This window comes from Nocardioides sp. Z13_37 (genome assembly GCF_058355585.1).
This window is the reverse complement of sequence record NZ_JBZGDV010000006.1, coordinates 136,051-149,083: the sequence shown is the minus strand read 5'-3', so window position 1 is coordinate 149,083 and position 13,033 is coordinate 136,051. Positions and strand designations below refer to the sequence as shown.

Here is a 13,033-nt window from a genome sequence, read left to right as displayed (position 1 = left end):
GATGACCAGCCAGGCCACGCCGGCCCAGCGGGTCGAGGCGGTCGGGACTCTCGACCGGAGGAATCGGCCGCGGAGGTGGCCGAGGGTCGTGGCTGTGGTCGCCGTGGCGCTCGTGACCGTGGTGGGGACGGCCGGGGCGGTCTTCCACCTCGGCCTGCCGTGGTGGCTGGACGAGGGCGACCGCAACCACGTCCACGAGGGCGCCGCCGGTGCCCAGCGCTACCAGGTCCACCTGCCGCCGCAGCACGACGGCACCGCCCGGCTGCCCGTCGTCATGGCGCTCCACGGGTGCGGGATGAGTGGCTACGGGTGGAACTCGATGAAGTCCCTGACGCAGCTCAACGACCTGGCCGACCGGGAGGGCTTCATCGTCGTCTACCCCTCGCAGCGGCTGTTCCGCAGCGCCGTCAACTGCTGGAGCTCGGCCGACCCACGAGAGCAGCACCGGCACACTGGCGAGCCCGCGCTCCTCGCCGGCGTCGCCCGTGAGGTGGTCGAGACCTACGGCGCCGATCCGGACCACGTGCACGTCGCCGGTGCCTCGTCCGGGGCGGGCACGGCGGTCATCCTCGCTGCGACCCATCCCGACGTGTTCGCGACGGCGACGTCCGTGGCCGGTGGCGAGTACGGGCTGGACCAGGTGGATCCCGACGCCCCCGACGCGACCCCACCGAGCTACACCGCACGGCAGGCGTGGTCCCAGATGGGCGACCGGGCGCGGCAGGTGCCGCTGCTGGTGATCCAGGGCTCGGAGGACGACGTGGTGCCACCCCTGGTCGCCACCCGGCTCGTCGAGCAGTGGGTGGGCGTGGGCGACCTGGTCGACGACGGCCTGCTCAACGACAGCCTGGCGACGTCCGAGGAGACCACGACCGTGCCGGGACGCGACGGGCGCCACGGCTACGTGCGCACCATCGTCACGACCCGCGACGGCGCGACCCTGGTCGAGTCCTACCTGGTCCACGGCATGGGCCATGCGTGGCCCGGCCCGGCTGGCGAGGGCCTGTTCGCCGATCGTGCCGGCCCGGACGCCAGCGCCATCGCCTGGGACTTCGCCCGCCGCCACCCGCGGGCATCGCAGGGATGAGCGCCCTCGTGCTCGTCACCCCTCGGCTCGAGGCCCAGCCCCAGGAGGCGCCATGCGATCGATGATCCCCGACTACCTGGCCGAGGCGCTCGCGGGCGTCGAGGCGGACACCTCCGGTGCGCCGGCGGGATACATCCCCGAGCTCGCGTCGGCCGATCCCGACCGCCTCGCCGCGGTGTTCGCCACGGTCGACGGCGAGGTCTACGGTGCCGGTGACGTCGACGTCGGGCTCACCATCCAGTCGATCTCCAAGCCGTTCGCCTACGCCCTGGCCCTGGCCGACCGAGGCTTCGAGGCGGTGCTGGCCAAGGTCGGCGTCGAGCCGTCGGGAGAGGCGTTCAACGAGATCTCGCTCGAGCGTGGCTCCGGACGCCCGCGCAACCCGATGATCAACGCGGGTGCGATCACGACCCACTCGCTCGCCGGGCCCGAGGGCCTGGACGCGACGGAGCGCCTGGAGCGGGTGGTGTCCGGGCTCTCGGCGTTCGCGGGACGACGCCTCGAGGTCGACGAGGTGGTGTGCGCCTCCGAGCTGGAGCACGCACACCGCAACCTCGCCATCGCCCACCTGCTGCGCAGCCACGACGTCCTCGACGAGGACCCCACGGCAGTCGTGGCGGGCTACACCCGCCAGTGCTCGCTGCTCGTCACCGCCCGTGACCTGGCCGTCATGGCCGCGACCCTCGCCAACCGCGGGGTCAACCCGCGCACCGGCGAGCAGGTGGTCCCCGAGCCCGTCGTCCGGCAGGTGCTGAGCGTGATGGCCACCTGCGGGATGTACGACGCCGCCGGCGACTGGGCCACCCAGGTCGGGATCCCCGCGAAGAGCGGCGTGGCGGGCGGTCTGATCGGTGCCCTGCCCGGCCAGATCGGGATCGCGACGTTCTCGCCGCGCCTCGACATCCATGGGACCAGCACGCGCGGGGTCTCGCTGTTCGAGCGGTTCTCCTCCGACATGGGGCTGCACGTGATGGACGTCCCGCCGTCGGGACGCTCGGCCGTCCGGTCCCACCACGTCGTCGGCAGGGGAGCGGACGCGACCCGGGTCATCGAGCTGCAGGGCGGGATCCACTTCGCCGGGGCCGAGCGAGTCGTCCGGGAGGCCGAGGGAATCGTGCCTGCGCAGGCGCGGGTCGCGCTCGACCTCACCAGGGTCCACTCCCTCACCGACGTGGCCCGGCGCATGCTGCTCGAGGTCGCGCGGCGGCTCACGATCGACGGCCACGACGTCGTCATCGTCGACCCCGAGTCGGTGCTGCCCGCTCCCGACCCGGGTGACGGCGGCCGGGTCACCGTCGTCGACGCCCTGGACGGCACGAGCGGCTGAGGGCGTGCAACGACGGGACCAACCAGGTCGTCGCGAAGTCGAGCGTTTCGCTTGACCTCGGCTCCGACGGCGGGGTTGCATGCCACCGTGGTCGCACACGCGTCGGGTGGGCACCAGCCGCAGGACCACTCGCACGACGTCGTCCCGCTGCGCGAGGCGGCCCGGGCGTGGTTCGCCATCTCGCTGCAGACCTTCGGCGGCCCCGCCGGCCAGATCGCCGTCATGCAGCGCATGCTCGTCGACGAGAAGCGCTGGATCGGCCAGCAGCGGTTCCTCTTCGCCCTGTCCTACTGCACCCTGCTGCCGGGCCCGGAGGCGCAGCAGCTCGCCACCTACGTCGGGTGGCTGCTCAACGGCGTCAAGGGCGCCCTGGTCGCCGGCATCCTGTTCATCCTCCCCGGCGTCGCGGCGCTGCTCGTGCTGTCCGGCGTCTACGTCGCCTACGGCGACACCACCCTCGTCGACTCGCTCTTCCTCGGCCTGGCGCCCGCCGTCATCGCCATCGTGCTCCAGGCCGTCATCCGGGTCGGCAGGAAGGGGCTCGGGCATCCGGCCCTCATCGCGCTCGCCGTCGCCGCGTTCGTCGCCCTGACGTTCTTCGGCGTCCCCTTCCCCGCCGTCGTCGGGGTGAGCGCGTTCGCCGGGTGGCTGCTCGGGCGCCGCATGCCCACCCTCAGCAGGCCGGCCAGGACCGTCGTCGACGACGGACCGACGCCCCTCATCGGCGACGACCAGCTCCACACCGAGCGCCCCTCCGGGCGTCGCGCGGCACTCACGCTCGTCCTCGGACTGCTCGTGTGGTTCGTGCCCGTCGCCGTGGTGGGCGTGGCGTTCGGCCGGTCCAGCATCTTCGTCGACCAGGGCCTCTTCTTCTCCGGCGCGGCGGTCGTCACGTTCGGCGGCGCCTACGCCGTCCTCGCCTACGTCGCCCAGCAGGCCGTCAGCGCCTACGGGTGGCTGCTCCCCGGCGAGATGGTCCGCGGCCTGGCGCTGGCCGAGAGCACGCCCGGCCCGCTCATCATGGTGGTGCAGTTCGTCGCGTTCGTCGGCGCCTACCGCCACCCCGGCGACCTCGACCCGTGGGTCGCCGCCGTCATCGCCGCACTGCTCACCACGTGGGTGACGTTCGTGCCGTGCTTCCTGTTCATCCTCCTCGGGGCGCCGTACGTCGAGCGGCTCCGCGGCAACCGCGCCCTCACGTCCGCGCTGGCCGGCATCACCGCCGCCGTCGTCGGCGTCATCGCGAGCCTCGCCGTCTTCTTCGCCCTCCACACGCTGTTCGACTCCACGGGGCGGGTCACCGCGGGACCGCTCGACGTCGAGTACCCGCACCTGGGGTCGCTCGACGTCGCGGCGCTCGCCATCACCGCGCTCGGGTGCGCGCTGGTCTTCTGGCGCGGCTGGTCCGTGCTGCGCACCCTCGGCGCCTGTGCGCTCGCGGGCGTCATCGTCGGCGTCGGAGCGTCCTTTGGGGTGAGGTGAGCGTCTGGCTGCGTCGAGGACCCGGGCCATCCGACCCTTGGACGCCGACGGGGTCCGCGACATGGTGGAGAGCCGTCAACGCACCTGGAAGGTGGAGCCCGTGGCCACGACTCGACGCCTGATCGCCGCGACCGTCGCGTGGGGCATGGCTGTGTCCACGCTCCTCGTCCTGGCCCAGGGGACGGCCGACCCGGCCTCCGCGGACCCGCCGACCGGCGGAACCACGATCGTCTCGGAGACGTTCACCGGCCGCTCTGTCACGGACCCGGCGTGGACCGCCCAGGGCGACAGCTGCCTGACCGGCGCCATCATCGCACCACCGGCGGGTGCCGCCAACATCCCGACCTGCGCGGCACATCGGGTCGGCCCGGTGCCCACGTTCGGCGCAATCCCGGGCTACCTGCAGCTCACCGACGCGAGCACCCAGACGGCCGGCAGCGTGCTCTACAACCGGCCGATCCCGGCCACGGCCGGGGTGACGATCACCTTCGACCAGTTCCAGTACGGCGGCACCGGTGCCGACGGCATCGGTTTCTTCCTCGTCGACGGCGCCACCAACCTGACCGAGACCGGCGCGCCGGGCGGCAGCCTGGGCTACGCACAGCGCACGGCCGAGGGCGGCGTGGCGGAGCCGGGCGTCGAGGGCGGGGTGCTCGGCGTCGGGTTGGACGCGTACGGCAACTACTACGACGACGGTGAGAATCGCGGGAACGGGTGCCCCGAGGGCCAACGCTCGCCCTCGACCGCCGAAGGCGCGGTGGCCCCGAACGTGATCACGCTGCGCGGCCCCGGAGACGGCCTCACCGGCTACTGCTACCTCGCCTCCACCACGCCCGCGGACGCCACCGACCCCGACGATCCCGGCACCACGCTCAACGGCGGCACCGGGACGCTGCGCGCCCGCACCCTCGCGGGGTCCTGGCGGCAGGTGAACATCACGGTCACCCCGGCGCCGGACCCGCGGGTCATCGTCCAGGTCCGCTACAACCCCGCCAACGCCAGCAGCCCGTGGATCACCGAGCTCGACGTCCCGGCACCTCCGGACCTGCCGAGCACCTACAAGTTCGGCCTGTCGGGGTCCACCGGGGGCGTGACCGACGTCCACCTGATCCGCAACGCCGTGGTCCAGACGGTCAACCCGCTCGCCCAGCTGCAGCTGGAGAAGCAGGTCGACCGCAGCGCGGGCACCCTTCCCGCCGTCATCACCGCCGGCACCGCGATCCCCTACCAGTACACCGTCACCAACGCCGGGACGGAGAACCTCTCGACCCTCGCGATCACCGACGACACGATCACCGGGCCGATCACCTGCGACGCCACCACGCTCCCACCGGCGCCGGCACCAGGGTCGACGACGGTCTGTCGAGGCACCTACACGGTCACCGCGGCGGACGTCTCGGCCGGCGAGGTCGTCAACGTCGCCACGGCGAGCGCGGTGAACCCCGGTGGCGACACGATCACCTCTCCAGAGGCGACCGTCACCGTCCCGCTGGTGTCCAGCCTCGACCTGACCAAGGCCGTGCAGACCGACCCGCCGTACGTCGCCGGGCAGGAGGTCGACTACCTCTACACCGTGACGAACACCGGTGGGTCCACGGTCACGAACATCGCCGTCACCGACGACCGCGTCTCCTCGGAGTCCCTCGTCTGCGAGACGAACGTGCTGGCACCGGGCGCGTCGACCACCTGCACCGGCACCTACCTCGTGGACACCGCCCAGGCCAACGCCGCCGGGAGCATCGTCAACACCGCCGTCGCGAGGGGGGAGACGCCGTTCGGCCAGGAGGTCGAGTCGCCCGAGGCCCAGGCGACCATCGGCGTCAACACCGACATCGCGATCACCAAGACCGTCGACGAGCCGGAGCCTGCTGTCGGCGACACGATCACCTTCACCGTCACCGCCACCAACAACGGTCCGGCGGCCGCCACGGACCTCCTGGTCACCGACCTGCTCCCCGACGGCCGGCTCACGCTCCAGACCGCCGACACGTCGGGGCCGCAGCCGTCCACCTACTCCGCCGGCGAGGGAGCCTGGTCCATCCCCGCGCTGGCCGTCGGCAACGCCGTCACGTTGACCATCACCGCGCGGGTCGACACCAACGGGGTGACCTCGAACACCGCGACCCTGACCCGGCTCGACCAGCTCGACACCGATCCGGCCAACAACAGCGCCACCGTGACGCTGAACCCGCGCGCCCTCGACCTGGCCGTGACCAAGGAGGTCGTCGGCTCCGAGGAGGTCGCGGCCGGGGAGCCGGCGACGTTCCGGGTGACGGTCACCAACCTGGGCCCCCAGCCCGGCACCGGCATCACCGTCAGCGAGGACCTGCCCCCCGGCCTGACCTACCTGCCTGCCCAGTCGGGTGGCACCGGCAGCTACGACCCGGGCACCAGCATCTGGACCATCGGCGCCCTCGCCGTGGGCGAGACCGCGACGTTCGACTTCGTCCTCGACACCAGCGCCGCGGGGACGTTCACCAACGCGGTCAGCCTCGCCACCGTCTCGCCCACCGACGTCAACAGCGCCAACAACTCCGACTCCGCGACCGTCACGGTTCGCACGCCGAACGCCGACCTCGTGATCGTCAAGGGCGTCTCGCCGGAGGAGGCCGTCGTCGATGACACGGTCACCTACACGGTGACCGTCCTCAACCGCGGCCCCGACCCGGTGAGCGGCGTCTTCGTCACCGACACCGGCGCCGAGGGCGTGACCATCGTCGGGACCGACCCCTCCCAGGGCACCGTCGACGTCGCCGCGCGCCGATGGGACGTCGGCAGGCTCGCGTCCGGCCAGTCCGCCGCCCTCACCATCACCGCCCGGCTCGACTCCGTGGGGACCAAGGTCAACCTCGCCACGGTCGACGCGCCGCTGCTCGACGATCCGACCCCGGAGGACAACGAGTCGTCGGCCACCGTGACCACGCAGGCCCCCGCGGTCGACGTCGCCGTCACCAAGTCCGTGGAAGCGGCCGGCGGCGGATCCGCCTCGGAGATCCCGCTCGGCCAGGACGCGGTGTTCACGGTCACCGCCACCAACACCGCGGTCCCGGGCGCCCCCGAGACCACCGTCACCAACGCGGTCTTCACCGACCTCCTCCAGGAGGGACTGACCTTCGTGTCCGCCAGCGGCGACGGCACCTTCGACGCCGACACCGGCACCTGGACCGTCGGGTCCATCCCGGTCGGGACGACGGTCACCCTGACCATCACCGCGACCGGCACGGTGGTCGGGCAGCAGAACAACGCAGCCAGCCTGTCCAGCCTCGACCAGCGCGACGTCGATCCGACCAACAACTCGGCCTCGGCGGCGGCCACCTTCGTCGAGCTCGCCGACCTCACGATCACCAAGACCGTCGACCAGCCGGCCGCCCAGCCGGGCGACACGGTCGTCTACACGATCACCATCACCAACAACGGGCCCAACGCCACGGACGACACGATCGCCCACGACCCCGCGCTCATCCAGGCCAACATCACCGGGCACACCACCGACGCCGGGACCTTCGACGAGACGGCTCGCGTCTGGAACATCCCTCGGCTCGAATCCGGTGAGACGGCGACGCTGGAGGTCTCGGTGCTGATCGGCCCCAGCGCGTCGGGGCACTATCGCAACCTGGTGGCGATCCAGCAGACCCGGGTCGACGACCCGAACCCTGACGACAACATCGACGACGAGGAGCTGTTCGTGCCGGTCGCCGACATCGCGGTCACCAAGACCGTCGACGACCCCACCCCGGTCCCCGGCGCGAACGTCACCTTCACGGTCGGGGTGCGCAACCTCGGCCCCGACACCGCCGAGGATGTCACCGTCGACGACGTCCTGCCCGACGGCCTGACCTACGTCAGCAGCACGGCCTCGAGCGGCACCTACGACGCTGCCACCGGCGTCTGGGACGTCGGCCGGCTGGCGCCCACGGACCTCCCCGCCACCGGCGACCAGGAAGTCCTGCGGATCACCGCGCAGGTCACCCGCACCGGCCCGCTGACCAACACCGCCTCGTCCGACCGCGCGCGCGCCGTGCCCTACGACCCCGACCCCACCAACAACTCGGCTTCGGCGACCCTGAACGGCACCGAGCAGCCGGCTCTCCAGATCGTCAAGACCGCGAGCCCCGCCACGGTCACCGCTGCCGGACAGCAGGTGCAGTACACGTTCCGCGTGACCAACGTCGGCGACGTCCCCCTGAGCGCCATCTCGATCGTGGAGGACAGCTTCACCGGCTCCGGCGACCTCCCGACGCCGACGTGCCCGCCGAGCGCGGCACGCCTGGCGCCGGGGGAGAGCGTCGACTGCACGAGCGTGTACGTCGTCACCGCCGCCGATCTGGCCACCGGTCAGCTGCGCAACGTCGCCCGCGCCTCCGGCAACGGCCCCAGCGGCGGCGCGGCCTCCTCCGCCCCCGACGGCGCCGTGGTCGAGATCAACCCGGTGGCCACCCCGGTGGCCACCCCGTCGATCCGCACCCGCACCTCCGACCGCGACGTCGAGCCGGGCGAGCGGTTCCGCGACCGGGTCCGGATCACCGGGCTCCCCGATGGCGCCTCGGTCCCCGCGACCGCCCGCCTCTACGGTCCGTTCGAGTCCCTCGCGGACGCCTCCTGCCGGCCCGGGACGCTCGCCCGCACCGTGCGGTGGCGGGCGAGCACTGGCTGGAGCCGCACCGCAGCCGTGGAGGTGAGCGAGCCCGGCGTCTACACCTGGCAGGTGACCACGCAGGCGACCGCCACGGCCGCCGCGGCCACCACCCGGTGCGGGCTCCCGCCGGAGACGACCACCGTCGCGAAGCCGCCCTACGTGGCTCCGATCGTGAGCGGAGGGTTCGCGGGCGTCCTGCCCGGCTCCGGCCGTGAGGCTGCCGCCCGCGCGAAGGTGCGTGCGCCGGGCTTCGGCCTGGACGCGGCGGTCGTGCCCACGACGATCGTGCGCGGGAGGATGCGACTGCCCGAGAAGGTCTCCCTGACCAGCTGGCTGCGCAGGTCCGCCGGCTTCGGCGACAAGATCGGCACCTCGGTCGTCGCCGGTCACGTCTCGGACCGAAGCGACCGTCCCGGCGCGATGTGGGGCCTTCGGGGCGCCAAGCGCGGCGACACGGTCACCATCACGAGGGGCGGTCGGACCCAGCGCTACCGGGTGTCCGACGTCGCGACCTACGACCGGACGCGCACGCTGCCGCAGCGGCTGTTCCGGACCACGGGCCCGCACCGCCTCCTGCTCATCAGCTGCAGCGACCGGGTGGTCTACCCCAACGGTCACTTCCACTACACGAAGTACAAGGTGGTGACGGCCAAGCCGATCCGTGCGGAGAGCGGACGGCTCCCGGTCAGTCCGTGAGCATGTGCTGCCAGGGGCGGGAGAGCTCGAAGCGGCGGCCGTGGATCTCGGTCGGCTCGACCTCGACGACGTTCCACTTCTCGGTGCCCACCCACGGGCGGAGGGGGACGTTCTCGGCGCGATGCTCCTCGTCCTCCTCGAGCTTGCGGGCGCGCCCCCGTATCACGATGCTGGTCGCCTCCTCGCCGACGATCTCGTCGACCTCGAAGGCGACGTCGGGGTTCATCACGACGCCCAGCAGCTTGGAGCCCTCGGCGGTGCGGAACAACAGCGTCCGGCGGCCCGTGGCCGGGTCGTGGTCGACGGCGTAGTTGACCGGTGCGATGTGCACCTCGTCGGCCAGGTGGTGGGCCAGCCTGCCGAGCTCGTGGGTGCGGAGGAACTCCCAGCACTCCTCGGTGTCCAGGCGGGTGATCTGCTCGTCCATACCCGGACCGTACGGCGGGCGCACCGGGGCTGGACAGGGCCCTTCGACCCCTGTCGCCACAGCGCGGTGGGTCCGATTGGCTAGCCTCGGGGCCGTGCCGACCCTCACGCTGACCACGCCCGACGGCGACGCCGAGGCCTACCTCGCGACCGCGCCCGGTGGCGCGCCCGCCCCGGGCGTGCTGTTCGTCATCGACGCGATCGGGCTCCGGCCGCGGATCGAGGAGATGGCCGACCGGATCGCCACGTGGGGCTACACGGTGCTGGCCCCCAACGTCTTCCACCGTGCGGGGACCGCGGCCGAGCTCGCTCCGCGGGCGGACCTGCGCGAGCCCGGGGCCCGCGAGGCCTTCATGCCCGGCGCGATGGAGCGGGTCCGCGCGCTGACGCCCGACCTGGTCGCCCGCGACCTGCCGGCCTACCTCACCGCGCTGCGCTCGCGCCCCGAGACGGTCGGGGAGGAGGTCGGGGTCACCGGCTACTGCATGGGCGCCCGCATCGCCGTGCGCGCGGCAGGGATGGACCCCGGCGTCGTCGCCGTGGGCGGCTGGCACGGCGGCGGCCTGGTGACCGACGCGCCCGACAGCCCGCACCTCGCGCTGCGCACCGCCAGCGCAGCCTTCGCCTTCGGGCACGCCTCCGACGACCCGTCCATGCCGCCCGAGGCCGTCGCGGCGCTCGGCGATGCCCTCGACGAGGCCGGTCTCACGGCGCGCAACGAGGTGTTCCCCGGGCCCCACGGCTACTCCATGGCCGACACGTCGATGTACGACGAGGAGTCCGCCGAGCGGCACTTCGCCAGCCTGCGGACGTTGCTCGACACCTACCTCGGCGCCACCCTCGACGCCGGCGACGGCGCGCGGCAGCGGTAGGGGAGGATCGTCGTCGTGACGACCGCCCATCCAGCCCTCGCACGCCGCCTCCCGCTGGCCGTGGCCGGGGCACTGGCTGCCGCCGCGCTGGCCGGCTGCGGCAGCGGCGGGGACGGACCGGACCGGCAGGACGGGCAGGTCGAGGCGGGCCACACCCACGCGCCCGGCCAGGGCCACACGTCGCTGGCCGTCGGCGACGGCACCCGGGCCAGCGAGGTGGGCTACTCGCTGACGGGTGTGCGGGTGCGCGAGCGCGACGGCGGCATCGGCGAGCTGCGCTTCCGGATCGAGGACCACCGCGGCGAGCCGGTCACCGAGTTCGTCGAGGAGCTCACCAAGGAGCTGCACCTCTACGTCGTCTCCGACGACCTGACCGTGTTCCGCCACCTGCACCCCGCCCGCGGCGACGACGGGACCTGGCGGGCGCCGTTCGACGTGCCCGACGCCGGTGCCTACCGCGTCGTCACCGAGTTCATCGCCGTCGACGAGGGCGGCAACGGCGACCACGTCGTGCTGGGCACGGAGCTGCCGCGGCCGGCCGGCGACCCGGGTGACACCGCGGCGGAGGACCGGGCGGTCACGGTCGCCGTCTCCCAGGCGCCCGTCGCCGGGCGCGACGGCGAGCTCCGGCTCGTCGTGCGCGACGCGGCGGGGAGCCCGGTCGAGCTCGGCACCTACCTCGGCGCCTACAGCCACGTCACCGGCTTCCACCGCGAGAGCGGGGCGATGGTGCACCTGCACCCGCTCGCCGCCCCCGACGTCACCGAGGACGGGTCCGAGCTGACCTTCCACGCCGAGATCCCGGACCCGGGCGACTACCGCCTGTTCGCCCAGGTGCGCGTGGACGGCTTCCTGCACACGGTGCCCGTCGAGCTCACGGTCGCACGGTCAGCCTGACCGTCGTCACCGGGTTGTCGAAGGGGCTCAGCGCGATGCTGACCTGCACCTCCCACTGGCCGGCCCGCGGCACCACGACCTCGCCGCGATAGGTGCCGGCGGCGATCGGCGTGACCGTGACCGTGCCGATGTCGAGGCCCTCGGTGCGCATCTCGACGACGGGGTTCACCGGCGGGTCGTACGGCTCGCCCGAGGCATCCTGCACCTGCACGAGCAGCGTGTTGGGGCCCGTGCGCCGCGGGTCCAGCACGGCGAGCACGCGGAGGTCGCCCGCGGTGGCCGTGCCGACGCCGGTGGTGCCGGACGCCGGGGCGACGGAGGCTGCGCGCGGCGACTGGTTGACGAGGACCCCGGTGATCGCGAGCAGGACGACCAGCAGCACCGCCTCCACCCGCACCGTGCGGGTCACGGCAGCGGCGGCCCGCTCGCGGTCGCCGAAGCCCACCGCGCGGGTCACCGCGGGGAGCGTGCGCCACCGGTTCCAGGCGCCGAGGCCCGCGACGAGCAGCGCGACCCCCACCTTGGCCAGCAGCAGCCACCCGTAGCGGGTCTCGACCAGGGCGCCCCACGACCCCAGGATCCGCCAGCCCAGGAACGTCCCCGTCGCCGCGACGGCGAGCAGCACGCCGGCGGCCAGGGAGGAGAAGCGCGCCAGCGTGGTCGCCGCGACCGCCTCCCGCCCGGCCAGGGCGCGCAGGCTGAGGGCCAGGCCGACCAGGCCGCCGAGCCAGGTGGCTCCCGCGACGAGGTGGAGGACGTCCGCCGCGACCAGCAGCGGCGCCGGCGCGAAGGCACGGGTGTGGCCGACGAGCGAGGGCCCGGCCAGCGCGAGCAGGGCGGCCCCGACCAGGAGCGCGCCGCCGTGACGGGTCGGCGGTGAGTCGGTGGTCGTCCGGACGAGCAGGCCCAGCCCCACGACGACCACCACCGCACTGAGCACCTCGTTGACGACGAGGCCGGGCTCGAGCGCGGAGGCGACGTCGGTGAGCTCGAGGCCCTGGCCGTAGACGGCCGCCACCGGCACCTGCAGCACCGCGCCGGCGGCGCCCGCGCCCGCGGCGTACGTCATCAGCCGGCGCAGCCGGGCCCGCGTGGCGGTGCCCGTCCACGTCCGGGGGAGCACCAGCGCGACGAAGAGGGCGAGCCCCGCCGCGAGCAGGAGCCCCAGCAGCGTCACCACCGTCAGCACGTCGCGCAGCACCGTCACGACGGCCGACGACGTCTCCGGCTCCGGCGGCGCGGACACGGAGGCGCTGGGGGAGCCCACGGAGAAGGTCAGCGCCCCGGCGATGGGGTGGCCGTCGCCGGACAGGACGTTCCACGACACGACGTAGGTGCCCTCGGCGAGGCCGGCGGCGCCCGGCAGCTCGACGGCGACCTCGGTGCCGCTGGCGCCGGCGGTCGCCTCGACGGGCTCCCCGGCGGCGTCGTAGACGGCGACCTCCTGCGAGGTCAGCCGGACCGGCTCGTTGAAGGTGAGCGTCACGACCTCGGGCGCCGTCTCGACGACCGCCCCCTCGGCGGGGTCGGTGTCGATCAGCTCGGCGTGCGCGGACGCGGGGGCCGCGCCGAGCACGACGAGCGCGAGCGCGACCAGCACGGCGCCCACC

General features: G+C 73.5%; 8 protein-coding genes. 6 read left to right on the top strand and 2 right to left on the bottom strand.

Translation table 11 applies throughout. From position 1 onward, the window contains the following. The first annotated feature begins 1 nt into the window (after position 1). The 4 genes from AC4H2S_RS15150 (at position 2) to AC4H2S_RS15135 (ending at position 9,228) form a co-directional block, all read left to right on the top strand. Positions 2-1,087: an extracellular catalytic domain type 1 short-chain-length polyhydroxyalkanoate depolymerase gene (locus AC4H2S_RS15150; RefSeq protein WP_491497801.1), complete on the top strand. Its 1,086-nt coding sequence runs from the start codon at positions 2-4 to the stop codon at positions 1,085-1,087. Positions 1,088-1,139: 52 nt separating this feature from the next. After that, the gene (locus AC4H2S_RS15145) at positions 1,140-2,414 is read left to right on the top strand and encodes a glutaminase (RefSeq protein ID WP_491497800.1); all 1,275 of its coding nucleotides are present in this window, start codon (positions 1,140-1,142) and stop codon (positions 2,412-2,414) included. An 87-nt stretch (positions 2,415-2,501) separates the two neighbouring features. After that, a complete protein-coding gene (chrA, locus tag AC4H2S_RS15140) occupies positions 2,502-3,896 on the top strand; it encodes a chromate efflux transporter (RefSeq protein ID WP_491497799.1) in 1,395 nt (464 codons plus the stop codon). 100 nt (positions 3,897-3,996) lie between these two features. Continuing rightward, positions 3,997-9,228 carry a DUF7507 domain-containing protein gene (locus AC4H2S_RS15135; RefSeq protein ID WP_491497798.1) on the top strand — a complete coding sequence of 1,744 codons (5,232 nt, stop codon included), beginning with the start codon at positions 3,997-3,999 and terminating at the stop codon, positions 9,226-9,228. On the opposite strand, the gene AC4H2S_RS15130 is transcribed toward AC4H2S_RS15135, so the two are convergent. Beyond that, on the bottom strand, positions 9,218-9,655 hold the full coding sequence (locus AC4H2S_RS15130; RefSeq protein WP_491497797.1) for a pyridoxamine 5'-phosphate oxidase family protein: 438 nt from the start codon (positions 9,653-9,655) through the stop codon (positions 9,218-9,220). The genes AC4H2S_RS15135 and AC4H2S_RS15130 overlap by 11 nt on opposite strands. 94 nt (positions 9,656-9,749) lie before the next feature. Between AC4H2S_RS15130 and AC4H2S_RS15125 the strand changes: the two genes are divergently transcribed. Together AC4H2S_RS15125 and AC4H2S_RS15120 are read left to right on the top strand one after the other, a co-directional pair. After that, positions 9,750-10,526: a dienelactone hydrolase family protein gene (locus tag AC4H2S_RS15125; protein ID WP_491497796.1), complete on the top strand. Its 777-nt coding sequence runs from the start codon at positions 9,750-9,752 to the stop codon at positions 10,524-10,526. 15 nt (positions 10,527-10,541) lie between these two features. Continuing rightward, a complete protein-coding gene (locus AC4H2S_RS15120) occupies positions 10,542-11,423 on the top strand; it encodes a DUF8832 domain-containing protein (protein WP_491497795.1) in 882 nt (293 codons plus the stop codon). On the opposite strand, the gene AC4H2S_RS15115 is transcribed toward AC4H2S_RS15120, so the two are convergent. Continuing rightward, a complete protein-coding gene (locus AC4H2S_RS15115) occupies positions 11,401-13,032 on the bottom strand; it encodes a copper resistance CopC/CopD family protein (RefSeq protein WP_491497794.1) in 1,632 nt (543 codons plus the stop codon). The two genes, AC4H2S_RS15120 and AC4H2S_RS15115, sit on opposite strands and share 23 nt — an antisense overlap. Position 13,033 lies beyond the last annotated feature (1 nt).